The organism is Amycolatopsis sp. WAC 04182 (assembly GCF_003947465.1).
In the GTDB taxonomy this organism is placed as follows: domain Bacteria; phylum Actinomycetota; class Actinomycetes; order Mycobacteriales; family Pseudonocardiaceae; genus Amycolatopsis.
This window is the reverse complement of the sequence record NZ_QHJJ01000005.1, coordinates 457,065-482,114: the sequence shown is the minus strand read 5'-3', so window position 1 is coordinate 482,114 and position 25,050 is coordinate 457,065. Positions and strand designations below refer to the sequence as shown.

Sequence of the window (25,050 nt, the reverse complement as noted above, 5' to 3'; positions counted from 1 at the left end):
TCCGACACCCTGTCGATGGAGGAACCTTGCTACCGCTACTCGTCCGATTCGTGCTCGGCCCGCTGGTCAGGGCGCTGTACCGCCCCGAGATCCGCGGCGTGGAGAACATTCCCGCCACCGGGCCGGTGCTGCTGGCACCCAACCATCGGGCGGCGCTGGACACCGGCGTGATCACTTTCACGGCGATGCGGCAGGTCAAATTCCTCGGCAAGGCGGAGTACTTCACCGGCCGCGGGCTCAAGGGCAAACTGATGGCCGGTTTCCTGGGCGGCCTCGGCTACGTCCCGGTCGAACGCGGCAACGCTCAGGCCGGTCTCGCCGCGCTCGAAGCGGCGCGGAAGGTGCTCGACGCAGGCGGCGCTTTCGCGATCTACCCCGAAGGCACCCGCTCGCTGGACGGGCGGCTGCACCGCGGCCACACCGGTGTCGCGGCGCTGGCGCTGGCGACCGGTGCGAAGGTCGTGCCCGTCGCGCTTTCCGGGACCGAAAACCTGCAGCCCGCCGGGAAGCGGATCCCCCGGCGGGCGAAGATCACCGTCACCTACGGCTCGCCGCTGGACTTCTCGCGGTACGAGGGGCAGGACTCGTCGCCGGCGATCCGGCGGTCGGTGACCGACGAGATCATGTACTCGATCCTGGAGCTTTCGGGGCAGGAGTACGTCGACTCGTACCACAAACGGCCTGATCAGAGCGCTGCCTGACGGTCGTTCCCGGCTGGGGTGGTAGCAAAGGTCCCTTGCTCCCCTACTGCTCGGGTCTCCCCGCCTCGCCGCTGCAATGAAAGGCTCCTTCCTTGCAAATTTGGCAAGGAAGGAGCCTTTCATTGCACGCGCGAGTGGGGCTTAAGGGACTTTTGGTGCATTCCGGGCTTAGCTGGCCTGGGCGAAGTGCCGTGAAGGCCTCCTTCCCTACCCTCAAGGTAGTGAAGGAGGCCTTCACGGACTCTGGGTCCCTCAAGGGGGCCTTCACGGACTAGCCGGTCACCCCACCAACCCCACGTGCACCAGTGACCCCACACGTCACAGCGGGCATGAGCCCAAGTACATGAAGGCCCCCTTCACGGCGCTAGGCGCAATGAAGGGGCCTTCATGTACCGAGGCAGCAGCAGCCCGCCCACGCGCTACCCAAGACCTACTTGGCCCACTTAGGCCGAGGCGGAGGCACGTAGTCCGCGAAGCCGTCCAGAAGCACCGAAGCGTCCGAGTCGATCGACAGCATGTCCCGGTATCCAGCCGACAGGAAGCCCTCCGACACCATGTGGTCGGCGAACTTCAGCAGTGGCGCGTAGTACCCGCCGACGTCGACCAGCCCGATCGGCTTCTCGTGCAGCCCGAGTTGCGCCCACGTCCACACCTCGAACAGCTCCTCCAGCGTCCCGGCCCCACCGGGCAGCGCGAGGAAGCCGTCGGACAGTGCCGCCATCTTCGCCTTCCGCTGGTGCATGTCGGCGACGACGTGCAGTTCGGTCAGGCCGGCGTGCGCGATCTCGACGGAGCCCAGTGCCTCGGGGATCACGCCGATCACCTCGCCGCCCGCGGCGAGCGCGGCGTCCGCGACGACGCCCATGGTCCCGACCGAAGCCCCGCCGTAGACCAGCCCGATACCCCGCGAGGCCAGCAACGTGCCCAGGGCGCGAGCCTCGTCCGCATACCGCGGGTCGAAGCCCATCGAAGAGCCGCAGAAGACGCAGACCCGGCGCGGCGCCGCCATCAGTGGGTGTCCTCCCATGCCTGGTACGACTCCTCGACCACGCGCACGGCGTCGTCGATGTCGTCGGTGACGTGCAGTAGCTCGAGGTCCTTCTCGCCGATCTTGCCCTCGGCGAGCAGCGAACTGGCGATCCAGTCGTACAGGCCGCCCCAGTACTTGCTGCCGAACAGCACGACCGGGAACTTCGTGACCTTCTTCGTCTGCACCAGGGTGAGCGCCTCGAACAGTTCGTCGAGCGTGCCGAAGCCGCCGGGCAGGCAGATGAACGCCTGCGAGTACTTGATGAACATGGTCTTGCGCGCGAAGAAGTAGCGGAAGTTGACGCCCAGGTCGACCCACGGGTTCAGGCCCTGCTCGAACGGCAGCTCGATGCCGAGGCCGACCGAGAACCCGCCCGCCTCGTTGGCGCCGCGGTTCACCGCTTCCATCGCGCCGGGGCCGCCGCCGGTCATCACCGCGAAGCCCGCGTTCGCGAGCGCGCCGCCGATCTTGCGGCCGAGTTCGTACTCCGGGTGGTCCCGCTTCGTCCGCGCCGAACCGAACACCGTCACCGCGCGCGGCACCTCGGCCAGCGCGCCGAAGCCCTCGACGAACTCCGCCTGGATCCGCAGCACACGCCACGGGTCGGTGTGCACCCAGTCGCTCGGCCCCCGCGAGTCCAGCAGGCGCTGGTCGGTGGTGCTGCCCTGGTCACGGCGATCCCGCCGCAGCACGACCGGGCCCTTGTGGCGCTCGATCGGACGTTCCGGGTACTGGCCGTCGGGGAACTCGCTTGTCTCACTCACCCCGCCAAGCCTACGACGTCGTCACCGTCCGGAGCGGCAGCATCGCCGCGAACAGGAGTTGTCGGCTACGCGAACGCGGGGCCCGCCGGTGAGCGGGCCCCGCGATCACCTCAGGAACGTCCGGTCAGCGCGAACGCGAGCATGGCCGTCGAGGTGAAGTCGATGGCGGGCTCGTTGCTCGGCCACGAGGCGAGGTCGTCGGCGTAGCGGGACTCGGGGGTGTCGAAGGCTTCGAAGGGCTTCTTGCACTCCTTCGAACCGGGCGGGAGCTCCATGTGCTCGAAGTTCTCCGCTCCGTTGGGTCCGTTCACGACGGCGCCGTAGAGCAGTTTCTCCTCGCCGGCGAGGTTCGCCGCCTGGTGGTGCGGGCACCGCGGATACGTGGTGCCGACGCCGACGACCAGCGAGATGCCCCAGGCGTTCGCGCCGAGGGTGAAGTTCCGCTGCTGCGAACCGAACGCCGCGTACCGGCGGTCACCGGTCAGGTCCGCGTACAGTCGCTCGGTCGCGGCGAACCCGAAGCTCTTGCTGGCCGCGTCGAATTCCTTCACCGAGACGGCGGTCCGGAAAGGACTCTGAGCCGCGCTCGCGACACCTTCGTCGAGCTGACGGCGGAGGTCGCCGATCAGTTCCTTCGGACCGAGCGCGGCACCAGGGACGCTGTGCCGCAGGAGCTTCGCCAGGTCGGCGTGCGCCAGCGCGCTGGTGTCGTACAGGTTGAGCGTGCTCTTCTCTTCGACGTCGATGTAGGCCTTCGCCCAGTGCGCCGCCTGCCGCGTCCAGTCGGCGGACCGCGGGTCACGCAGGGCCTTGGCCGCCAGGGCCAGCTGCGTCGCGCCGAGTTCCATGTCGTCCCGCCAGGACGATTCCGGGTAGTACGCGTGCGGGAACGCGGTGACCAGCTCGCCGACGTTCTCGGTCTTGGCCTGCGCGAAGACCGACGAGGCCTCGGCGAGGTATTCCCTTGCCAGGGCCGGGTTCCGCTTCGCCTCGACCTGCGCGCCGAGCGCGAAAGCGGCGGCGACGCGGCCGGCGAGGTTCGGACTGAGCGCGGACCCGCCGGGGTTCGCCGGGAAGACCGGCCGGTGCTTCACGAAGTACTTGGGGTCACCGGGTTTCACGTCGAGCGGGTCGTCGTCGTGCGGGTTCCGCCAGACGTCGTGGTCACCGAGGAACCCGAACTTGTCGCTGCCCGTCCCGATCCCGACCTGGGCATAGAGCGTCTTGCTCTTCTCGTCCCACATCTTGTCGAGCCAGTCGAGGCCGAGCTTGACCTCCTTGGCCAGCACCCGGTCGTAGTCCTCGCGGAGCACGTAACCCAGCTCCGCCAGCGAGTACGCCGTGTTCGACGTGAACTTGACGAAGTCGCCCGCGTCGACCCAGCCGCCCTCGACGTCGACCGGCCCGCCCGCCGGCTTCAGCGGTTCGGTGATCTCGTCGCCGAACTCACCGCCGAACGCGGGCCATTCGTAGACCGTGGCCTGCTTGTCGGCCAGGTGCGAGGGTTTGCGGTCGAGCCGGCCGGGGATGATGTCGTCACCGTCGCGCTGCGCCTGGAAGAACTCGTTGGTGGCACGGACGAGCGGCGTGAAGAGCCGGTCCTTGGTGTCCACCCGGAACGTCGGCGACGTCGCCTTGGTCTCGCCGGTGACCTCGATCCGGTACTTCCCCGGCAGCCAGACCTTCGACAGGTCGAGCTGGTACACCGCCGGGTACTTCGCGTTCCACGCGCCGAGCGACTGCCCGGTCCGTCCACGATGGACGGTCCGGCCGCGTTCGTCGATCACCGAGAACGCACCCGGCGCGCTGGAGAGGAGATAGGCGTGCTTGGTCTCGGTGATGCCATAGCCGACCTGATCGACCCGCACCTCACCTTGGACCGCCGCCGCGGCCGAAACCGCCGGAACCGTCAAACCCCCGAGGACCAGTGCCGAAACCGCGGCCACCGTCCGGGACCAGGAACTCACCATCATCGGCGCCCCGCTCATGGATTAGTTAAGAAAGTTTCCTTTTTATGGCGCAAGACGCTAGCGCCCGGGGCGCCACCAGTCAATATGTCCGATTCGCCGGTCGGAAGTCACCGGATGCGGCTGTTGTCGGCGGGTAATCGTCTACCGTGGATCGATGCCGCCCGGGGCAGAACCACTCGGCGCGCGGATCCGGCGGTTGCGCCGGGCACGCGGGCTGACTCAGCGTGAGCTCGCCGAGCCGCGCTACGACCGCGGTTTCCTCGCCAAGGTCGAGTCGGGCCGCCGCCTGCCTTCGGACGACGTGCTCTCCCACCTCGCGCGACGGCTCGGCCTCACCGCGGACGAACTCCGCTTCGACCGGCCACCGGGCGCCGCCGAGGAACTCACCGACGCGCTCGAAGCCGCGTACCGCCAGCTACAGCAAGGTGGACTCGAAGCCGCCGAACGCGAGTTCACCCGGGTGGAACGCCGAGCGGCGGAGTACCGGCTGCCGGACGTCCAATGCCACGCGCGGTTCTATCTCGGCGAAGTCCAGTGGCAGCGCTACGACATCCCGTTGGCGGACAAGGGATTCGCGCACGCCATGGAACTCGCCGACGCCGCGTCGCCCCGGCTGCGCGCGATGATCGTCAACCGCGTCGCCGCCTGCCGCGCGCTTTCGGGCGACCTGGGCGCTTCGGTCGCGCTCGTGGACAACGCGCTCGCCGATCTCCGCGCCACCGGCGCGAGTGATCCCGACGCCGAACTGGCGCTGGTGACGGCGTTGCTCCACCCGCTGATCGAAATGGGCGCGCTCGGCCGTGCTCGCCGAGCCGCCGAAGAAGGCCGTCGCGTCCTTCCGTCCGCCCAGCGTGCGGACATCGCCGCGCGCTATCACCGGCAGGCGGCGCAACTGTGGCAGGAGATCGGCCTGGTCGACCGCGCGGAGAAGGACCTTTCGCGGGCACTGCGCCTGCTCACTTCCCTCGGCTACGACCGGGACGCCGCCCGGTGCCGCTGGGCGCGCGGCTTCCTGTGGCGACGGCTGGGCAAACTCGACGAGGCGCACGCCGAACTGCGGCTCGCGCGCGATCTCCTCGCCAAGGCCGGGTCACGGGAAGGCGTGCTCGGCGCGACCATCGAACTCGCCGACGTCCGCCGCCGCCAAGGAAAGCTCGACGAGGCCGCCGAACTCGCCGAAGGGATCCGCCCGCTTCTGGATCGATCCCCCGATATCGAGGCCAGGACTGAGGTTCTCCGGCTGCTGGGACTCATCGCCCGCGCGCGCGGCGACCTTCCCGAGGCGACCGCACTGCTCGAAGAAGCCGCCACCGCACAGGAAAAGTCCGAACTGCGCGGCGCGCTCGTCGCCACCTCACTGCATTTGGGCGACACGTTGCGCGCCCGCGGATTAATCGAAAAGGCCGCGGAGGCCTATCGGCGTGGCGTACGCGCGGCCGCTATGTCCGATTTCGGGCCGACCGGCTGAAAACCATACGAAAGTCGCCATATATCGCACATGGCGGGAAAAACTCTTACTACACAGGCATTTCATTCCCTGCATGTCGATCTTCACCCGCCGCGCTAGGCCATCCGGCCCATTGACGCACCTTGTGACCGGCTCCTTTACTCGGACGTGTCCATCGGGATAACTCCAGTTATCCGAATGGGCACGCTCCCCGTCCCCGCCGTGCGCCCGCCAGGTCGAATTCCCCGCCGCGCCTCAAGGCCGGACGGGTACACGGTCCTGCCCATGGAAGGTTCACATGACCGTTCAGCGAGGGCTCAGAACAGGGTTGGCGGCCGTCGCCGGCCTTGCCCTGAGCATGACGTTCCCGGTGACCCCGGCGAACGCGACCACCGCCACCATCCAGCCCGCGAGCCCCGACGCCGTGGCCGCGAGCGCGGCCGACCGGGCCGCCGCGACTGGTGTAGACCAGCTGCGGAAGGGGGCGCAGGAGGACTTCCGCCGAGTCGGGCTGACCCCCGGTGGCGGAGGACTCTTCTACGCCGCTTACGAACGAACCTACCGTGGCCTGCCGGTCGTCGGCGGGGACGCGGTGGTGGTCGCCGACGGCGCCGGGCGCGTCCGCGGCACCAGCGCCGCGGAGACCGCGGCGATCTCGGTCGACACCAAGGCCAAGATCTCCGCCGCGAAGGCGACCGAGGTCGCGCGCGGCCAGCTGTCCCAAGTAGACAGTGTCGTCGCGCCGAAGCTCGTCGTACTGGCGGGGAACTCCCCCAAACTCGCCTACGAGGTCGTCGTCGCCGGCACCAAGGCGGCGAACCCGAGCAACCTGCACGTCTTCGTGGACGGCGCCACCGGCGCGGTGCTCGAAACCCGTGACGACGTCAAGATGTCCAACTTCCCGGCCGCCGCACCGAAGGCCACCTCGAACGAGGTCGGCACGCTGGGCGCCGGGAACAGCTACTACGTCGGCAACGTCACCATCGACACGACGAACTCCGGCGGCACGTACACGATGCGCGACCCGCAGCGCACCAACATCAGCTGCGCCCGCCAGAACGGCTCGCCCTACAGCGGTCCGGACGACAACTGGGGCAACGGTTCCGGCACCGACCTGGAAACCGCCTGTGTCGACGCGCTCTTCGGCGTGCAGACCGAGTGGAAGATGCTGGGCGAATGGCTCGGCCGCAACGGCATCAACGGCAACGGCGGCGGCTTCCCCGCCTACGTCGGCCTCAACCAGGCCAACGCCTACTGGAACGGTTCCTCGACCACCTACGGCCGCTCGCAGGACAGCCAGCGCCAGGCCACCCCGATCGACGTCGTCGCGCACGAGTACGGCCACGCCATCTTCCAGACCACGCCGGGCGGCGCGGGCAGCGGCAACGAGAACGGCGGCCTCAACGAGTCCACCGGTGACATCTTCGGCGCCGTGACCGAGCACTACGCCAACAACGCCAAGGACACCCCGGACTACGACGTCGGCGAGGGCGTGAACCTGGTCGGCCGCGGGCCGATCCGCTACATGAACCAGCCGAGCCGGATCTCCGGCAACCCCGACTGCTACTCGTCGTCCATCCCGAACACCGAGGTGCACGCCGCCGCGGGCCCGCAGAACCACTGGTTCTACCTGCTGGCCGAGGGCACCGCACCGGTCGGCAAGCCGGCCAGCCCGACCTGCAACAACACCTCGATCACCGGGATCGGCATCCAGAAGGCCGCGAAGATCTTCTACAACGGCCTGCTGAAGAAGACCTCCAGCTGGAACCACAAGGCGGCCCGCAAGGCCACCCTGGAAGCGGCGCTCGCGCTGTACCCGGGTTCCTGCACCGAGTTCACCACCACCAAGGCGGCGTGGGACGCGATCAGCGTCACCGCGGCGACCGGCGAGCCGACGTCGTGCACCCCGCAGGGCAACGACTTCTCGGTCGGCGTCACCCCGACGTCGGGCTCCGTCAAGCCCGGCGAGTCGGCCTCCGTCACGGTGAACACCGCGACCACCAACGGTACGGCGCAGTCGGTGGCGCTCAGCGCCAGTGGCCTCCCGGCCGGGGCGACCGCGACGTTCAACCCCGCTTCGGTGCAGTCCGGCACCTCCTCGACGCTCACCATCGCGACGTCGGCGAGCACCCCTGACGGCACCAGCACCATCACGGTGACCGGCACCGGGGCCAGCGGCGCGCGCACCGCGCAGTACAAGCTGACCGTCGGCACCGGCGGTGACGTCCGCACCTACAGCAACGACACCGACTACGCGCTGAACGACTACGGCACGGTGAACAGCCCGATCACCTCGACCGCCACCGGCAACGCGGTTTCGCCGGTGAAGGTGACGGTCACCGGGACGCACACCTGCTCCGAGGACCTCCGCATCAGCCTGAAGGCCCCCGACGGCAGCACGTATTCGGTCAAGCCCACCGGTTCCCTGCCCTGCACCGATCTGGGCACCCGGAACTACTCGGTGAACGTGACCAACGAAGTCGCGGCGGGCACGTGGACCCTCGTGGTCTATGACGCCTACGCGCAGGACACCGGCACGCTCAGCAGCTGGTCCATCACGGTCTAGCTCCTCCCGCGCGTGAAGGACTCCTTCCCTCGGTTCGAACCGGGGGAAGGAGTCCTTCACGCAAACCCCTCCAGAAAGGAACACCCCGGCATGAAGTGGGGAAAGCGAATAGGAGCGGCCGTCGTCGGCATGGCCGCCGTACTGGGTGTCGTCACGGCGCCCGCGCAGGCGGTCACGGCCGCCGCCGCACCGGACATCTCGCTCGCCAACGTCAAGGCACACCTGAGCGCGCTGCAGACGATCGCCAACCAGAACGGCGGCAACCGCGCGTCCGGGCGGCCAGGCTACCCGGCGTCGGTGTCCTATGTGGCGCAGAAGCTGCGCGACGCCGGCTACAACGTCACGTTGCAGTCCTGCACGAGCTGCGCGGGTTCAAACCAGAACATCATCGCGGAATGGCCGCAGGGTGACGCCAACCAGGTCATCATGCTCGGCGCGCACCTCGACAGCGTCAGCGCCGGCCCCGGCATCAACGACAACGGCTCGGGTTCGGCCTCGATCCTCGAAGTCGCGCTGACCCTGGCCCGCGAGAACCCCACGATGGCCAAGCGGGTCCGCTTCGGCTGGTGGGCCGACGAGGAGTCCGGTCTCCGCGGCTCCAAGTTCTACGTCAACAGCCTGCCGCAGACCGAGCGCACGAAGATCAAGACCTACCTGAACTTCGACATGATCGGCTCGGACAACTGGGGCTACTTCGTCTATGACGACGTCGCTTCGGTCAAGGCCGTGTTCGACGAGTACTTCCGGACGATCGGCATCCAGACCGAGGGTGACACCGAGGGCGACGGCCGTTCGGACCACGCGTCGTTCAAGAGCGCGGGCATCCCGGTCGGCGGTCTCGCGACAGGTGCCGGGTACACGAAGAGCGCCGCGCAGCAACAGAAGTGGGGCGGCACGGCCGGAAGGGCGTTCGACAGCTGCTACCACCGCGCGTGCGACACGCTGTCGAACATCCCGGACACCCCGCTGGAGAAGAACAGCGACGCGATCGCGTACGCGGTCTGGAAGCTCGCCGTCGGCACGTCGACGGGACCGGACTTCTCGCTCGGTCTCTCGCCGTCCTCCGGCACCGTCCAAGCGGGACAGTCGGCGACCGTCACGGTCAACACCACGACGACTTCCGGTGCGGCACAGGCGGTTTCGCTGAGCGCCAGCGGTCTTCCCGCCGGGGCGACCGCGACGTTCAACCCCGCTTCGGTGCAGTCCGGCGGATCCTCGACGCTCACCATCGCGACGTCGGCGAGCACCCCCAACGGCACCAGCACGATCACGGTGACCGGTGACGGGACCTCGGTGGACCGCACGGCGCAGTACACGCTCACCGTCGGCGACGTCAGCGTGCGCACGTTCACCAACGGCACCGACTTCGCGCTGAACGACTACGCGACGGTCAACAGCCCGATCACGTCCAGCGCGACGGGTGCGGCGACCTCGCCGGTGAAGGTGTCGATCACCGGGACGCACACCTGCTCCGAGGACCTCCGCATCAGCCTGAAGGCCCCGGACGGCAGCACGTACTCGGTCAAGCCGACAGGTTCCCTGCCCTGCACGGATCTCGGCACGCGGACCTACTCGGTCCCCGTGACCAACGAGGCCGCTTCCGGCACTTGGACGCTCGTGCTCTACGACGCCTACGCGCAGGACACCGGCACGCTCGACAGCTGGACCATCACCGTCTGATCCACCCGAATGGCGAGGGGCCATCTCACGAGGACACCCGGCCTCGCGGGATGGCCCTTCGCGCGTGAGGGGGATTTCCGGGCAACTCTTCGATATCTGGTCTAGACCACCCGATCGTCGGTAGCGCCACTCATGCGCGGCGACCTATGTTGAGCCGAACGGCCGCTTCCTGTTCGTTCAAACCGCTTTCGAGATGGGAGCTGGGTATGTTCGGTCGCGTCTCACGGCTGCTCGCAATCACCGGCGCGGCGGTACTCGCCGTCACCACACTCGTCGTCTTGAGCCCGGCGCAGGCGTCACCCGACGCCGAGGTCTGCGCGGTCAAATCGAAGCCCGCGGGCAAGGTCCTGCAAGGCTATTGGGAGAACTGGGACGGCGCCTCGAACGGCGTCCATCCGCCGCTGGGCTGGATCCCGATCACCGACGCCCGGATCAAGGCCAACGGATACAACGTGATCAACGCGGCCTTTCCGGTCATCCTGTCCGACGGAACGGCCAAATGGGAGGACGGGATGGACGCGACTGTGAAGGTCGCGACCCCGTCCGAAATGTGCGCCGCGAAGGACGCGGGCGCGACGATCCTGATGTCGATCGGCGGCGCCACCGCGGGAATCGACCTGAACTCGGCCACCGTGGCGGACAAATTCATCGCGACCATCGTGCCGATCCTGAAGAAGTACAACTTCGACGGGATCGACATCGACATCGAAACCGGCCTGGTCGGCAGCGGGAACATCAGCACGCTTTCCGCGTCGCAGAAGAACCTCATCCGCATCATCGACGGCGTGCTCGCCGCGATGCCGCCGAACTTCGGGCTCACCATGGCGCCGGAGACCGCGTACGTCACCGGCGGCAGCGTCGTCTACGGCTCGATCTGGGGCGCGTACCTGCCGATCATCAAGAAGTACGCGGACAACGGCAGGCTGTGGTGGCTGAACATGCAGTACTACAACGGAAGCATGTACGGCTGCTCCGGTGATTCCTACCAGGCCGGGACGGTGCAGGGCTTCGTCGCCCAGACCAACTGCCTCGACAAAGGCCTGGTGATCCAGGGCCAGACGATCCGCGTCCCCTACGACAAGCAGGCCCCTGGCCTGCCCGCGCAGGCCGGCGCCGGCGGCGGCTACATGTCGCCGAGCCTGGTTTCCCAGGCGTACCGAAGCATCCCGGCGCTCAAGGGCCTGATGACCTGGTCGATCAACTGGGACGGTTCACGGAACTGGACCTTCGGGCAGAACGTGAAGTCGTTGCAGGGCCGCTGATCCTCGAGTTACGCCCCCAATCACGCGAGTTACGCCCCCAAGCACGTGAGTTACGCCCCCAAGCACGTGAGTTCCGCGTCGGATCACGCGAGCTTGCCGTGCCGAACCGGCGAACTCGCGTGATCAGGGGGCGAACTCGCGTGATTGAACGGCGAACTCGGCCAAGCGTGGCGTCCGCCCGTATCGTTCCCGGGCATGGGCGAGGAGGTCGGTGGACGGTTACGGCGGCTCCGCGCCGAACGCGGCCTGACCCAGCGCGAACTCGCCGAACCGCACTACACCGCCGCGTACGTCTCGTCCGTCGAGACGGGCGCGCGGACACCGTCCGGTGACGCGGTGCGTCATTTCGCCGCGCGGCTCGGCGTGGACACCGGCGAACTGCTCGGCGTGACGTCGCCCCGCGACGACGTCCGGCTCGATCTGGACATCGCGGCGACCGCGACGGACTTCCTGGCCGGGACCGGTTCGGCGCCGAAGATGCGGCGGCTGGCCCGGCGGGCCGAGAAGATCGGCCGCGACCGGCAGGCCGGACTCGCCTGGCTGTGGCTCGCGCGGTTCGCCGAGGGTGACGCCAGGGCGCGGCCGGTGGCCGCCGCCGAAGCCGCGCTCGCCGACGACGTCCCGCCGTACCGCGAACTGGCCGCCGCGCTGCGGGCGAACGTCCTGATCTACCGGGGCGAGCCGCATCACGCGATGCATCTGCTCCGGACCGCGCTCGATGCGAGCCTCGGCCGTCATCCACATCCGGTGCTCCTGCTGACCCTGCACGCGTACCTGGCCGACGGGCGGCTCCGTCTCGGCGAGAACGCCCAAGCCGCGCATCACGCGGGAGAGGCACTTCGGCTGGCTCGCGGCGGCGGCGAGATCCTGGCCGAACTCGCCGAGAACCAGCGACGGCTGGCCGAGTCCTATCTCGGCGAAGGACGACTGGCCGACGCCGTCACCGCCGTATCGGCGCTGCACGACCTGCTCCACGAACGCGCCCTGCGGCCGGTGCTGGCACGGTGCCTGTTCGCGCGGGCGCTGAACCGCCGTGCCGACGACCCCGAAGGTGCTCTCGCGGACCTTCGCGCGTCACGCGCGGCAGCGCCCGATCACACCGTCGCGCTGGAACTCGCCGACGTCTGCCGCGAACTCGGTCGTCTCGACGACGCCGCCGCGCTACTCTCCGAAGCAACCGAAGCCATCCCGGAGGACTCGCCGCTGTCCGCTTCACTCACGTTCCAGCAGGGCTCGCTGGCTCTGGCTCGTGGAGACCTCGAAGCGGCCGAAGCACGCTTTGCGCATGCCATCGACGTAGCCGCTCTCCATGACACTCGCGGCGTCTTGGCCGCTTCAGTCGACAAAGCGGGAGAGCTCCTTCGCGATCAGGGGCGCTTCGAAGAGGCCGCGGACCTACTGCGGCATGGACTGCTCCTTCTCGGAGCCGAGGAGGACGTTCCCCGATGACCGAAGTGGACTTGGAAGACATCAGTGCCCGTTTGGTGAGCCGATTCGGCGCCGACGCCGACGGATGGCTCGCCGGAGTCCCCGCCCTCGCCGAGCGGCTGGCCTCTCGGTGGGACTTCGAGCTCGGCGAGTTGTTCGAGAGCGGAGCGTCGTCCGTCGTCCTGCGCTGCCGATGGTCCGACAGGACGCCGGCGGTGCTCAAACTCAGCCCGGACGGGGCGCTGCTGACCAAACAGCTCGAAATGCTGCGGGTGTTCGCGCCGTCGGGCCGGGTGCCCGCCGTCCTCGCCGCCGACGCGGACGCCGGCGCGATGGTCCTGGAAGAGATCCAGCCGGGCACCCCGGCCGACGACCTGCCGCTGCCGACCCTGCCGGGACGCTGGGGAGAACTGCTGGCCGCACTGCATTCCGTCGCCCCGCCCGCGGACTGGCCGTGGACCCTGCGCGGCCGGTTCGAGGAGTCCTTCGACCGGATCGGCAAACGGATCACCGAACCGGCCATCGCCGCCAAGGTCGGCCCGGACACCTGGCAGCGGGCGATCGAGCGCTGCGAGAAGTTGCTGGACACCCAGTCCGATGTCGTGTTGCTCCACGGCGATCTGCATCTCGGCAACGCCTTGGACGGCGGCTCGCGCGGCCTGATCGCGATCGATCCGAAGGCGTGTGTGGGTGATCCGTGCTTCGACGCCGTCGACTACGTGGTGAGCGGCGCCGGGCACGAAGGCGTCGAGGCCCGTTGCCATTCGGTGGCGAACGCCTGCGGACTCGACGGGGACAGGTTGTACGCGTGGAGCCGCGTGGTCGCCCCCATGTTCGCCATCTCGCACCTCACCTATGGCGGCCCGGAGCAGGCACTCGACGAGTTGCTGACGCTGATCAGCTGAGGAAGTCGCGCAGCACCGCGGCCACCTGCCGGATCTCGCTCGCTCGGACGTTCTCCTGACGAGTGTGCGCCAGCGTCGGGTCTCCGGGACCGAAGTTCACCGCCGGAATCCCGAGAGCCGCGAAGCGCGCGACGTCGGTCCAGCCCAGCTTCGCGACCGCCTTGCCCCCGGCCGCGGCGACCAGTTCGGCTGCTGCGGGAGCACTCAAACCGGGCAACGCGCCAGGCGACAAGTCGACAATCTTGACGTCGTAGCCCTCGAAGACCTCGCGTAGGTGCGCCTCAGCGTCTTCCGGGGAGCGATCCGGAGCGAAGCGGTGGTTGATCGTCAGCACGGCCTCGTCCGGCACGACGTTGCCCGCGACACCGCCGCCGATCTTCGTGGCCTGCAAGCCTTCGCGGTAGGTCAGGCCGTCGATGTCGACCACCCGCGGCGTGTACTCGGCCAGCCTGCGCAGCGGTTCGGCGAGCCCGTGGATCGCGTTGACGCCCATCCACCCGCGCGCGGTGTGCGCCCGGACGCCGTCGACGCGGAGCTCGATCCGCATCGTGCCCTGGCAACCGCCCTCGATCCCGCCGTTCGACGGCTCGCCGAGGATCGCGAGGTCGGCTCGCAGCCACTCGGGCAGCTCGCGCTCGATGCGGCCGAGACCGTTCTTCGCCGCGTCGATCTCTTCGCAGTCGTAGAACACGAAGGTGATGTCGTGCCTCGGCTCCGGGAGGGCGGCGGCGAGGTGCAGGAAGACGGCGTCGCCGCTCTTCATGTCGACGGTGCCGAGACCGTGCAGGATCTCGTCGTCACCGGTCCCCTCACGGCGCACGGGCATGTTCTCGTTGACCGGAACCGTGTCGAGATGCCCGGCCAGCAGCACCCGCGAAGGACGGCCGAGGTTCGTGCGCGCGAGGACCGCGTCGCCGTTGCGGATCACCTCGAGATGCGGCGCCTGCGCCTGGAGCGCGGCCTGCACGGTGTCCGCGATGACCTTCTCCTCCTCCGAGACGCTGAAGATGTCCACCAGCGCGGCGGTGAGGTCGACGGGATCGGCGTGCAAGTCGAGCGAAGGCATGCCCGCACCGTACCGCCGGGGGCCCGGGGCTACCGTGAAGGAGTGCGCATGCGAACGATCTTGGTCGCCCTCCTCCTGGTGCTCAGCGGGTGCGGATCGAGCGAAGTCCCGGTGAAGGTCCGGCCGACCCAGAGCACCGGCCCGGACGTGCTGCCGATCAAGCTCAAGGCGCTGACCACCGACCAGTGCTATCTGGCGCCGGGGACCGAATCGCCCAAGGGCTGCCAGAAGTACGTGACCGAACTCTCCAGCGCCGCGGGCACCGTCCGCAAGCGCCGCCCGGACCTGTCGTCGCACGCCGACGTCCTCGATCGTCCGATCGCCGCCTTCCGCGCCGCGAACTGCCAGGACCAGACGGCCCCCGGCGGACCGTGCGGTCAGGCGCTCGCCGACATGGCGACGGCGCTGACCAGTGTGAAGAGCCTCGTCGACGGCTGAACGGGGTCACTGGGTTACCGTTCAGGTCGTGAGCGAGCAGACCCCTGACCCCGAAACGACCGGCGCCACCGGCGTCGGACTGGCCACCGTCACGACCGACGGCACGGTGCTGGACACCTGGTTCCCGCTGCCCAAGCTGACCGAGGGCACCGACAGCAAGGCCGGCACGGTACGGCTGACCGCCGAAGAGGCCTCCGAAGCCCTCGGCGAGGCCGCGGCCGCCCAGCTCGGCCCGGACACCGATCGCGGTGTCGAGGTCGTCGCGGTCCGCACGACCATCGCCAGGCTGTCCGACGCCCCCGGCGACACGCACGACGTCTACCTGCGGCTTCACCTGCTGTCGCACCGTCTGGTGCGGCCGCACGGCGCGAGCCTCGACGGCATCTTCGGCCTGCTGGCGAACGTCGTGTGGACCAACCACGGGCCGTGCCCCGTCGAGGGCTTCGAGGCGACCCGGCTGCGGCTGCGGGCACGCGGCAACGTCACCGTCTACGGCGTGGACAAGTTCCCGCGGATGGTGGACTACGTCGTGCCGACCGGCGTCCGCATCGCCGACGCCGACCGCGCCCGCCTCGGCGCGCACCTGGCCAACGGCACCACGGTCATGCACGAGGGCTTCATCAACTTCAACGCCGGCACGCTCGGCGCCTCGATGGTCGAAGGCCGGATCTCGGCCGGTGTCGTGGTCGGCGACGGCTCCGACGTCGGCGGCGGAGCGTCGATCATGGGCACGCTGTCCGGCGGCGGCAAGGAGACCATCTCGATCGGCGAGCGCTGCCTGATCGGCGCGAACGGCGGCGTCGGCATCTCGCTCGGCGACGACTCGGTCGTCGAAGCGGGCCTGTACGTCACGGCCGGCACGAAGGTGACCTTCGAGGGCAAGGTCGTGAAGGCGCTGGAGCTGTCCGGCATCTCGGGCGCGGTGTTCCGGCGGAACTCCGGGACCGGCGCCGTCGAGGTCGTCGCGCGCACCGGCGTCGGCATCGAGCTGAACGCGGCCCTGCACGCCAACTGACCTGCGGAAAGAGAGCAAGGGACCTTTGCTACCGCTTGGGTCTCGCTGGTGTCGCGAAAGCCACTTTCGCGACGTCTGATGTCTCGAAAGTGGCTTTCGCGACATCCTCGGCCGCACGAAAAGAGAAGCAAGGGACCTTTGCTACCACTCTCCCCCGGAGGGCGGTAGCAAAGGTCCCTTGCTTCTCTCACGGCCTGGACCACCTTGCCGGTTCACCTAGAATTCATTTTGTGACAGCCGAGATCCTGCCGCGCAAGAACGCCCCTTCGACCACTCCGGCCGCGCTCGGGCTCGGCGACCGTCCCGCGAAAGCCGGGCCCGGCGATCCGGCGGCCACTCACGTCCGGGTCAAACTCGACGTCGAGATCCGCGCGCTGCTCGCGCACGAACCGGGCACCAAATCCGGCACCGACCCCGAAGACCTGCACCAGATGCGGGTCGCGCTGCGCCGCATGCGGAGCGTCCTCAAGCTCTCGGGCCGTCTCGTCGGCCCGGATGCCGAGCCGGTGCGCGCCGAGCTCGGCTGGCTCGGCCAGTCCCTCGGCGATGTCCGCGACTACGACGTCCTGATCGGGCATCTCCGCGAGGTCGTCGCCGAGTTCGAGGTGCGCGACCAGCCGGCCGCGCGCCGTCTGGTGTCGAAGTTCGTCACCGAGCGCGGCGTCGCGAAGCGGCGGCTCACCCGCGCGCTCGCCAGCCCCCGGTACGCCTCGATGCTCCAGGACATCGGCCGCCTCGCCCGGCAACCAGCCGCCGAAGAACCCACGTCCGAAGCCGCCCCGACCTCGGCCGATCTCGTCGCCGGGCTCGCGAAGCCGCATCGAAAGCTCGCGAAGGCTGTGAAGGCCCTTCCTGCCAATCCCCCGGATGACGACCTTCACGCGCTTCGCATCTACGGCAAGAAACTCCGCTACGCCGCCGAGATGGCCAAGCCCGCCGCGAAGAAGAAGCAGGCGGAGCGGATCCAGCGGCTGATCAAGGCCACAAAGAACTTCCAGACCGTCCTCGGAGACCACCAGGACGCCTGCGTCGCCGCCGATCGGATGCGGGGCGTCGTGGCCTCCGTCGACTCCGAGGTCGCCTTCATCGCCGGCCGGATCGCGGAGAAGGAACTGCTGCGCCGCGCCGAGGTTCGTGCCGTGTGGCGCGACGTCTGGGCCGAAGTCGACGAAGCCGCTCAGGCGGTGAGCCCGCGGATATAGCCGTCCGGGCGGATCAGCACCTGCCGCCCGTTCTCGGCTTCATACGCGGCGAAGGCGTGCCCGCCGACGTCCTCGAAGTCCGCGTCCGACAGCGCGCTGCCCGCGGGCAGGATCCGTCGCGCGCCTTCGGGCGCCGGGCCGTCGCCGAACACCAGCACCGTCGCCTGCGGGCCGCGCAGCAACTCGAACAGCCGGACGGACTTGCCGTTCGCGTCCTTCAGCGGCGCGTCCGGCGCGCGGTCGCCGGGCCGGATCCGGCCGGTCGCCGCGGGCGCGAGCGGGCCGCCGCGATACCCGATGTCGAGCTGGCGCGTGTTCTCCCCGCGCTCGTGCGCGTCTTCGGCACCTTCCTTGTACTTCTCGAGGAGTTCGGTACTGATCTTCAGCACCCGCGCGGCGACCCCGCGCCGTTCGGGCTCGTAGCTGTCGAGCAGCTCCGGTGAACCGTCGGCGAGCTTCCAGCCCAGGTTGTACGCGTCCTGGACGCCGGTGTTGAGCCCCTGCCCACCGGTCGGCGGGTGGACGTGTGCGGCGTCGCCCGCGAGGAACACCCTGCCCACCCGGAACCGCTCGGCGAGCCGGATGTTGGGCCGCCACACCGTCGCCCAGGCGAGATCGTGCAGACGGACCCCGCCGCCGGACAGTTCGTCGAGCCGGGCCTGCAAGGTGGCCAGCGACGCCTCGACCTCCTCTTCGCCCAGCGGGGCGCCGAACTGGAAGTGCGGAACTCCGGGCAGCGGCGTGAGCACGATCCCCGACATCGGGTCCTCGGGCTTCGCGAACCAATGTCCGTACGCGCGATCGAGCCCCTCGGCCTGCACATCGCCGAGCAGCATGCGGATCGATTCGTCGGTGGTGCCCTCGAAGGCGATCCCCAGCGCCTTGCGCACGAAGCTCTTCCCACCGTCGGCACCGACGAGGTAGTCGACGCGGACCCGCTCGCCCGGCAGTTCGGCCGTCACGCCGCCGTCGTCCTGCTCGAAGCCGAGCAACGGGGTGCCGAGCTCGACCTGGACGCCGAATTCGGCGAGCCGTTCGCGCAGGATCCCTTCGGTCCGCGACTGGCCGAGGAAGAACCCGTTCGGATACGGCACGTCCGGGGTCGGCTCGGCGAGTTCGGCCATCATCCGTTCGCCGACGACCTCGCCAGCCAGATGGATCTTCATCGCCACGGGTGGCTGCCCGGCGGCCAGCACCGCGTCCAAGACACCGAGGTCCTCGAAGACCTCCAGCGTGCGCGGTTGCAGGCCGTCGCCGCGCGAGCCCTCGAAGAACGTCTCGGCCTTCTCCACGATCCGCACGCCGACACCGCGGCGCGCGAGATCGATGGCCAGCGTGAGCCCGGTCGGCCCGGCTCCCGCGATCAGTACCTCGGTCATCTTCCCTCCGATGAATTATTATTCAGTGAATCTTGATTCAGTTTGCTCGTTGCTAGCCTTCCCTGTCAAGGAGGTGGCGATGACGGCGACGAGCCGCAAGGAGAAGGCGGCGGAAACCGAGGCCGCGCTCAAGGAGGCGGCGAAGCGCGTATTCGCGGCGAAGGGGTACCTGAACACCAAGATCACCGACATCACGACGGAGGCCGGACGCGCGGCGGGTTCGTTCTACAACCACTTCACGAGCAAGGAAGAGCTGCTCGAAGCACTCCTCGAAGATCTCGCGGCGGCGAGCGACGTAAACGCGGCCTCATCGGAGCACATCCCCGACTTCACCGACCCGCAAGCCGTGCGCTGGCACGTCCGCGAGTACTGGAACTTCCACCGCGAGAACGCCGCGACCATGCTCGCGCTGCGCCAGGCCGCCATGGTCAGCGACGAGTTCGCACGCACTTATGCGCGCTTCGGCGCCGATCAGGCGGAGGACCTCCTCGACCACCTCGGGTACATCACCGCGGCGGGCATGGAACTCCCGGCGTCGGAGCGGGTCACGCTCGCGATGATGGCCGAACTGGTCAACGGTTTCGCGCACACGTGGCTGCTCGACCCGTCGTCGGTCTCCGAAGAAGAAGCCGTCGAGGCGCTGACACGGTTCGTCTACCGGGGTTTCACCGGCCGCGACGTGCCCTAGGCCGTGTCCGGTAAGTCTGTTCGCGGTCTCCGCGCCCAGGCGGCCCCTGACGGCACGAACCACCTGGATCACGAAGCCCATCGAACAGACTTACCGGACACGGCCTAGTCAGGAAGCGAGCCGCTCCACGGCCGTGTCGATCCGCTCGTCCGTCGCCGTCAAGGCGATCCGGACGTGGTTTCCGCCGGTCGGCCCGTAGAACGTGCCCGGCGCGGCGAGGATGCCGCGATCGGCCAGCCAGTCGACCGTGTCGAGCGCGGGTTCCCCGCGCGTGGACCAGAGATACAGCCCGGCCTCGGAATGCGAGATCTCGAAACCGCTGTCCAGCAACGCCTTCCGCAGCACCAGCCGGCGGCGTGCGTAGCGTTCCCGTTGCACGGCAAGCGCTTCGTCGTCCTTCAGCGCGGCGACCATGGCCTCCTGCACCGGCCGCGGCACGATCAGTCCGGAGTGTTTGCGGATCTCCAGCAGCCCGGCGACGAGCTTCGGGTCGCCGGTGACGAATCCGGCACGGTAGCTGGCGAGGTTCGCGGATTTCGACAGCGAGTGGACGGCCAGCAGGCCGTCGAGGGAGCCGCCGTGCACGGACGGGTGCAGGATCGACACGGGTTCGCTTTCCCAGCCCAGCGCCAGATAACACTCGTCGGAGACCACGACGACGTCGCGTTCGCGCGCCCATTCGACGACCTTGCGCAGGTGGTCGACGCCGAGCACGCGCCCGGTCGGATTGGACGGCGAGTTGATCCACAGCATCGCGGGCCGCTGCGGACCGAGCGCGAACGTGCTGTCCGCGCGCAGCAGGGAAGCGCCCGCCAGCAGCACGCCGACCTCGTAGGTCGGGTACGCCACCTCGGGGATCACGATGAGATCGCCGGGGCCGAACCCCAGCTGCCGCGGCAGCGAAGCGACCAGTTCCTTCGAACCGATCGTCGGCAGCACGGCCGCCTCGGGAACGCCCTCGATGCCGTGCCGCCGCGAAAGCGCGTCGATCGCGGCGGCCCTGAGCTCGGGGATCCCGTGCGTGGTCGGGTACCCCGGGATCTCCGACACGGACGCGAGCGCCGCGCGGATGCTCTCGGGGACCGGGTCCACCGGCGTGCCGATCGACAGGTCGACGAGGCCGCCGGGATGCGCCTGGGCCTTGGCCTTCGCCTCGGCGAGGGAGTCCCAGGGGAAATCGGGAAGAGCGACCCGGCTCATTCGCCCTGCGGGGGAAGAGCCTTGATGAAGGCGGGGTCGTGACTGGTCTTGCCGACCTTGGAGGCGCCACCGGGCGAGCCGAGCTCGTCGAAGAAGTCGACGTTGGCCTTGGTGTAGTCGTTCCACTCGTCGGGGACGTCGTCCTCGTAGTAGATCGCCTCGACGGGGCAGACCGGCTCGCAGGCACCGCAGTCGACGCATTCGTCCGGGTGGATGTACAGCATGCGGTCACCCTCGTAGATGCAATCCACGGGGCACTCGTCGATACACGCCTTGTCGAGCACGTCGACGCAGGGCTCGGCGATCACGTAGGTCACTGCGTACTCCTGCTTTATCTCTGCTTCACCAGTCTGCAACGGACATTACGCGCCCACGGGCGCCACCGGCCCGCTTAGGCCACCCTTATCCGTACCCCGGGTATGGGCGTTCAGCGGTCTTTCCGGCGAGGCGGCGGAGTGGCCCTGCTGTCCCCAGTGATGACGAACTTCGGCGCGGCGGGCTTCGCCGCTACGGTGTCCCTCTCGTCCTTCTCGACGGCCTCCGCGCCCAATGCCCGGTTGAAGCCGTCCGAGATCTCGCGGACGAGGTCTTCGTTGTGCCTGTCGTCCTTGCGCGCGATGCTCATCGGGGTCCCTCCACTGCCTTCCTTGGCACAATCTAACCGTGAACAGTGCGGAAATGCTCGAGCTCACCTGTAGCCGGGCTTGGACTCCCCTGCTGGAGAGCCGGATCGGTGACTGGAGGCTCCGCTGGGCGGACGGGTTCACCGCGCGGGCCAACAGTGCCCTGGCGATCGGTGACCCGGGAAAACCGCTGCCAGACGCCCTGCGGACGGTCTGTGACTTCGCCCACGATCATGCCATCCCGCCCGTCGTCCAGGTGATCCAGAACACGTCTCTCGAGGACGCCATCGCCGCCTGCGGCTGGGTCCACTATGTGGAACATCGCCCGGCGCACGAGGTTCGCCTCCTGACCGGGCCGCTCTCGCGTGGGACCTCGGCGGGAGCGGTGATCCTCGACGAGCCGACGTCCGGATGGTGGGAGATGACGGCGGGCAGCGCGGATCCGGCGGAGGCGCCGCGGCACGTGCTCGGCACCGGCAAGGTCGGCTTCGGGGTCGTGGAGCTGGACGGCGTCACGGCGGGCGCGGTACGCGGAGCGGTCGTCGGCGAGTGGCTGCACATCGCCCGATTGGAGGTACGGCAGAAGTTCCGGCGGCGGGGCCTGGCACGCGGGCTGATGAACGCCGTGGGCGCCTGGGGAGCCGCTCAGGGCGCGACCGGGATGCTGCTGCAGGTCGCGGTGGCCAACTCCGGCGCGCTGAAGCTGTACGAAAGCCTGGGCTGTACGGAGCACCACAGGTACCGCTACTGGGCCCCGGCTCCGGGGGCGTGCGAGGATCGCCCGTCGTGAAGGTCGTCATTTTGGTCGGCGGAGTGGGCGGGGCCCGCTTCCTGCTGGGGGTCAAACAAGCACTGGGTCTGCCCGCGACCGGTTCCGCGCCGGAATCGCCGCACGAGGTGACCGCGCTGGTGAACACCGGGGACGACGTGTGGATGCACGGTCTGCGCATCTGCCCGGACCTGGACACCTGCATGTACACCCTCGGCGGGGGGATCGACGAAGAGCGCGGCTGGGGCCATTCCGGGGAGACCTGGACGGTCAAGGATGAGCTCGCCGCCTATGGCGCCGAGCCGACCTGGTTCGGCCTGGGCGACAAGGACATCGCGACGCATCTGATCCGGTCGCGGATGCTGCGAGCGGGCTATCCGCTGTCGCAGGTCACCGAGGCGTTGTGCGACCGCTGGCAGCCGGGCGTCCGTCTGCTGCCGATGTCGGACGACCGGGTCGAAACGCATGTCGTGATCGACGACCCCGATTCGGACACAGACTCCGGCCACCGCAAGGCGATCCACTTCCAGGAGTGGTGGGTGCGCTACCGCGCCGAGCCGAAGGCGCATTCGATCATCGCCGTCGGCGCCGACGAGGCCAAGCCGGCGCCGGGCGTGCTCGACGCGATCGCGGCCGCGGACATCGTGCTGTTCGCGCCGTCCAATCCGGTGGTCTCGGTGGGCACGACGCTCGGTGTCCCGGGAATCCGCGACGCACTGCGGAAGACGCGCGCCAAGGTCGTCGGTGTCTCCCCGATCATCGGCGGGAAGCCGTTGCGCGGAATGGCCGACGCGTGCCTGAGCGCGATCGGCGTGGAGACCTCGGCCGAGGCCGTCGGGCGGCATTACGGTTCCCGCAAGGAATCTCCGGACGGCGTGCTCGACGGCTGGCTGGTCTCCGAGGGCGAAACCGTCGACGTGCCGGGAGTCGCCGTCCGCGACGTACCCCTGCTGATGTCCGATGTGGACGCCACTGCGGCCATGGTGCGCGCCGCTTTCGATCTGGCGGGAGTTTCCGTTGACTGACCATGCTTCGGCGAAGATCGAGATCCTGCCGGTCGAAGGCCTGCCGGAGTTCCGTCCCGGCGACGACCTGACCGGCGCGCTCGTCGAAGCGGCCCCGTGGCTGCGGTCGGGCGACGTCCTGGTCGTGACGAGCAAGATCGTTTCCAAGGTCGAGGGCATGCTGATCCGCGTCCCCGCCGATCCGGAGGAGCGCGACGCCGCCCGGCGCAAGCTCGTCGAAGAGGAGTCCGTCCGGGTGATCGCGCGGATCAACCGGACGGTGATCACCGAGAACAAGCTCGGCATCGTGCAGGCCGCCTCCGGGGTGGACGCGTCGAACGTGGCCTCCGGTGAGGTCGCGCTGCTGCCGTCCGATCCGGACGCTTCCGCGCTCGCGCTGCGGAACGGGCTGCGTGAACGGCTCGGCGTCGAAGTCGCCGTCGTGGTCACCGACACGATGGGCCGCGCGTGGCGGGTCGGGCAGACCGACGCCGCGATCGGCGCGTCCGGCCTGCGGGTGCTGCACTCGTACGCGGGCGAGGTCGACAGCCAGGGCAACGAACTCGCCGTCACCGAGGTGGCGATCGCCGACGAACTCGCCGCCGCGGCGGATCTGGTCAAGGGCAAGCTCGGCGGCACACCGGTCGCCGTCGTGCGCGGACTTCGGCTGACCGACGACGGTTCGACCGCCCGAAAACTGCTCCGCCCGGTCGAGGAGGACCTGTTCCGCCTCGGTACCAACGAATCCATCGCACAGGGCCGCCGGGAAGCCGTGCTCGCGCGGCGTTCGATCCGGTCGTTCACCGACGAGCCGGTCGATCCCGAGGTGCTGCGCCGCGCGGTCGGTACCGCGCTGACAGCGCCCGCGCCGCACCACACGAAGCCGGTCCGGTTCGTGTGGCTGCGCGAGGAAGGCTTGCGCCGCAAGCTTCTCGACGCGATGAAGGCGTCGTGGCAGGCCGATCTCGAAGCCGACGACTTCACCGCCGAACAGGTCGCGAAGCGCCTCAGCCGCGGCGACATCCTCTACAACGCGCCCGAAGTCGTGGTGCCGTTCCTCGTCGCCGAGGGCGCGCACACCTACCGCGACGACCGGCGGAACGCTTGCGAGCACACGATGTTCACCGTCGCCGGCGGCGCGGCCGTGCAGGGTCTGCTGGTCGCGCTCGCCGCCGAAGACCTCGGCTCGTGCTGGATCGGGTCGACGATCTTCGCCGCGGACATCGTGCGTGACGTGCTCGGCCTGGACGAACGCTGGGAACCGCTCGGCGCCGTCGCGATCGGGCATCCCGCCGCCCTCCCGCCCGCCCGCGGCCCCGTCGAACCCGGTGAAGGACTTCTCGAACTGTGACCCTGCACGACGACGTTGTGTCCACTTTGTCCGGTTGGCGACCGGTGGACGCGACTCAGGAATCCTTGCGCCAGGCCTATCTCGGCTTCCTCGCCGCCCGCGACGACGTCTGCCGCCGCGAATGCGCGGCCGGGCACATCACCGCGTCGGCCGTCCTTCTCGACGCCGACGCGGAAAACGTGCTGCTCACCCTGCATCCGCGAGTCGGACGCTGGTTGCAGCTCGGCGGGCATTGCGAACCCGGCGACGCGACGCTCGCCGACGCCGCCCTTCGTGAGGCACGCGAGGAATCCGGCATCGAGGACCTCGTGATCGACCCGGCGCCGGTGCATCTCGACGTCCACCCGATCACGTGCTCGCTCGGCGTGCCGACCCGGCATTTCGACGTGCGTTTCGTGGTGCGCGCACCACGGGGAGCACAACCGGTCCAAAGCGACGAATCGGACGATCTTCGGTGGTGGCCGGTGAATTCCCTGCCGGAAGGGTCGGAAGATCTCGCCGAACTGATGGAAGCCGCCGTGCCCGTCGCGCCCGGCCGTTAGGGTGTCCGCTGACGTCCTAA

Annotated in this window: 23 protein-coding genes; 15 read left to right on the top strand and 8 right to left on the bottom strand. The window is 69.0% G+C overall.

The annotated features are described in order from the left end of the window. Positions 1-26: 26 nt before the first annotated feature. On the top strand, positions 27-701 hold the full coding sequence (locus DMH01_RS28335) for a 1-acyl-sn-glycerol-3-phosphate acyltransferase (protein WP_125680232.1): 675 nt from the start codon (positions 27-29) through the stop codon (positions 699-701). Positions 702-1,131: 430 nt separating this feature from the next. Here the strand turns inward: DMH01_RS28335 and DMH01_RS28330 are convergent, their stop codons facing one another. The 3 genes from DMH01_RS28330 to DMH01_RS28320 form a co-directional block, all read right to left on the bottom strand. Continuing rightward, a complete protein-coding gene (locus DMH01_RS28330; RefSeq protein ID WP_125680437.1) occupies positions 1,132-1,710 on the bottom strand; it encodes a TIGR00730 family Rossman fold protein in 579 nt (192 codons plus the stop codon). Further along, the gene (locus tag DMH01_RS28325) at positions 1,710-2,495 is read right to left on the bottom strand and encodes a TIGR00730 family Rossman fold protein (protein ID WP_125680231.1); all 786 of its coding nucleotides are present in this window, start codon (positions 2,493-2,495) and stop codon (positions 1,710-1,712) included. The genes DMH01_RS28330 and DMH01_RS28325 overlap by 1 nt, the downstream gene beginning before the upstream one ends. A 110-nt stretch (positions 2,496-2,605) precedes the next feature. Continuing rightward, positions 2,606-4,468, bottom strand: a complete 1,863-nt coding sequence (locus DMH01_RS28320) for a glycoside hydrolase family 9 protein (protein WP_125680230.1) — start codon at positions 4,466-4,468, stop codon at positions 2,606-2,608. A gap of 151 nt (positions 4,469-4,619) precedes the next feature. Between DMH01_RS28320 and DMH01_RS28315 the strand changes: the two genes are divergently transcribed. The 6 genes from DMH01_RS28315 to DMH01_RS28290 all read left to right on the top strand — a co-directional run bounded on the left by DMH01_RS28315 (position 4,620) and on the right by DMH01_RS28290 (position 13,753). After that, positions 4,620-5,933: a helix-turn-helix domain-containing protein gene (locus tag DMH01_RS28315; protein WP_125680229.1), complete on the top strand. Its 1,314-nt coding sequence runs from the start codon at positions 4,620-4,622 to the stop codon at positions 5,931-5,933. A 277-nt stretch (positions 5,934-6,210) separates the two neighbouring features. After that, entirely contained in the window at positions 6,211-8,478 is a 2,268-nt protein-coding gene (locus DMH01_RS28310; RefSeq protein WP_125680228.1) for a M4 family metallopeptidase, read from the top strand. A gap of 90 nt (positions 8,479-8,568) precedes the next feature. Then, complete coding sequence (locus tag DMH01_RS28305) at positions 8,569-10,158, top strand: M28 family peptidase (RefSeq protein WP_125680227.1); 1,590 nt, start codon at positions 8,569-8,571, stop codon at positions 10,156-10,158. 206 nt (positions 10,159-10,364) lie between these two features. Beyond that, positions 10,365-11,420: a chitinase gene (locus DMH01_RS28300; RefSeq protein WP_125680226.1), complete on the top strand. Its 1,056-nt coding sequence runs from the start codon at positions 10,365-10,367 to the stop codon at positions 11,418-11,420. A 195-nt stretch (positions 11,421-11,615) separates the two neighbouring features. After that, positions 11,616-12,869 carry a helix-turn-helix transcriptional regulator gene (locus DMH01_RS28295; protein ID WP_125680225.1) on the top strand — a complete coding sequence of 418 codons (1,254 nt, stop codon included), beginning with the start codon at positions 11,616-11,618 and terminating at the stop codon, positions 12,867-12,869. Beyond that, positions 12,866-13,753 carry an aminoglycoside phosphotransferase family protein gene (locus DMH01_RS28290; RefSeq protein WP_125680224.1) on the top strand — a complete coding sequence of 296 codons (888 nt, stop codon included), beginning with the start codon at positions 12,866-12,868 and terminating at the stop codon, positions 13,751-13,753. Before DMH01_RS28295 ends, DMH01_RS28290 begins: the two co-directional genes overlap by 4 nt. Here DMH01_RS28290 and dapE read toward each other — a convergent pair. Continuing rightward, a complete protein-coding gene (gene dapE, locus DMH01_RS28285) occupies positions 13,746-14,819 on the bottom strand; it encodes a succinyl-diaminopimelate desuccinylase (protein ID WP_125680223.1) in 1,074 nt (357 codons plus the stop codon). The genes DMH01_RS28290 and dapE overlap by 8 nt on opposite strands. Before the next feature lie 48 nt (positions 14,820-14,867). On the opposite strand from dapE, the gene DMH01_RS28280 reads away from it, so the two are divergent. From DMH01_RS28280 to DMH01_RS28270, 3 genes are all read left to right on the top strand, one after another. After that, positions 14,868-15,257 (top strand): hypothetical protein, encoded by a 390-nt coding sequence (locus DMH01_RS28280; RefSeq protein ID WP_233621694.1) that lies wholly within the window; start codon positions 14,868-14,870, stop codon positions 15,255-15,257. 28 nt (positions 15,258-15,285) lie between these two features. Then, positions 15,286-16,272, top strand: coding sequence for a 2,3,4,5-tetrahydropyridine-2,6-dicarboxylate N-succinyltransferase (gene dapD, locus DMH01_RS28275; protein WP_125680221.1), 987 nt, complete (start codon positions 15,286-15,288; stop codon positions 16,270-16,272). Between the two features lie 230 nt (positions 16,273-16,502). Then, positions 16,503-17,474: a CHAD domain-containing protein gene (locus tag DMH01_RS28270; protein ID WP_125680220.1), complete on the top strand. Its 972-nt coding sequence runs from the start codon at positions 16,503-16,505 to the stop codon at positions 17,472-17,474. Here DMH01_RS28270 and DMH01_RS28265 read toward each other — a convergent pair. Further along, a complete protein-coding gene (locus DMH01_RS28265) occupies positions 17,450-18,853 on the bottom strand; it encodes an FAD-dependent monooxygenase (RefSeq protein ID WP_125680219.1) in 1,404 nt (467 codons plus the stop codon). The two genes, DMH01_RS28270 and DMH01_RS28265, sit on opposite strands and share 25 nt — an antisense overlap. A gap of 79 nt (positions 18,854-18,932) precedes the next feature. Here DMH01_RS28265 and DMH01_RS28260 point away from each other — a divergent pair, with 79 nt between their 5' ends. Then, on the top strand, positions 18,933-19,541 hold the full coding sequence (locus tag DMH01_RS28260) for a TetR/AcrR family transcriptional regulator (protein ID WP_125680218.1): 609 nt from the start codon (positions 18,933-18,935) through the stop codon (positions 19,539-19,541). 108 nt (positions 19,542-19,649) lie between these two features. Here the strand turns inward: DMH01_RS28260 and dapC are convergent, their stop codons facing one another. The 3 genes from dapC to DMH01_RS28245 all read right to left on the bottom strand — a co-directional run bounded on the left by dapC (position 19,650) and on the right by DMH01_RS28245 (position 21,366). Then, entirely contained in the window at positions 19,650-20,741 is a 1,092-nt protein-coding gene (dapC, locus tag DMH01_RS28255; RefSeq protein WP_125680217.1) for a succinyldiaminopimelate transaminase, read from the bottom strand. Next, the gene (gene fdxA, locus DMH01_RS28250) at positions 20,738-21,058 is read right to left on the bottom strand and encodes a ferredoxin (RefSeq protein ID WP_016331413.1); all 321 of its coding nucleotides are present in this window, start codon (positions 21,056-21,058) and stop codon (positions 20,738-20,740) included. Before fdxA ends, dapC begins: the two co-directional genes overlap by 4 nt. 110 nt (positions 21,059-21,168) lie before the next feature. After that, the gene (locus tag DMH01_RS28245) at positions 21,169-21,366 is read right to left on the bottom strand and encodes a hypothetical protein (protein WP_125680216.1); all 198 of its coding nucleotides are present in this window, start codon (positions 21,364-21,366) and stop codon (positions 21,169-21,171) included. Between the two features lie 53 nt (positions 21,367-21,419). Between DMH01_RS28245 and DMH01_RS28240 the strand changes: the two genes are divergently transcribed. Genes DMH01_RS28240 through DMH01_RS28225 form a run of 4 tightly spaced genes read left to right on the top strand, consistent with a single transcriptional unit; the run spans position 21,420 to position 25,030 of the window. Beyond that, positions 21,420-22,154: an N-acetyltransferase gene (locus DMH01_RS28240; protein ID WP_125680436.1), complete on the top strand. Its 735-nt coding sequence runs from the start codon at positions 21,420-21,422 to the stop codon at positions 22,152-22,154. Then, positions 22,151-23,158, top strand: a complete 1,008-nt coding sequence (gene cofD / locus DMH01_RS28235) for a 2-phospho-L-lactate transferase (protein WP_125680215.1) — start codon at positions 22,151-22,153, stop codon at positions 23,156-23,158. Before DMH01_RS28240 ends, cofD begins: the two co-directional genes overlap by 4 nt. After that, positions 23,151-24,488 carry a coenzyme F420-0:L-glutamate ligase gene (locus DMH01_RS28230; protein WP_199745658.1) on the top strand — a complete coding sequence of 446 codons (1,338 nt, stop codon included), beginning with the start codon at positions 23,151-23,153 and terminating at the stop codon, positions 24,486-24,488. Before cofD ends, DMH01_RS28230 begins: the two co-directional genes overlap by 8 nt. Next, positions 24,485-25,030, top strand: coding sequence for an NUDIX hydrolase (locus tag DMH01_RS28225; protein WP_125680213.1), 546 nt, complete (start codon positions 24,485-24,487; stop codon positions 25,028-25,030). Before DMH01_RS28230 ends, DMH01_RS28225 begins: the two co-directional genes overlap by 4 nt. Positions 25,031-25,050: the final 20 nt, after the last annotated feature.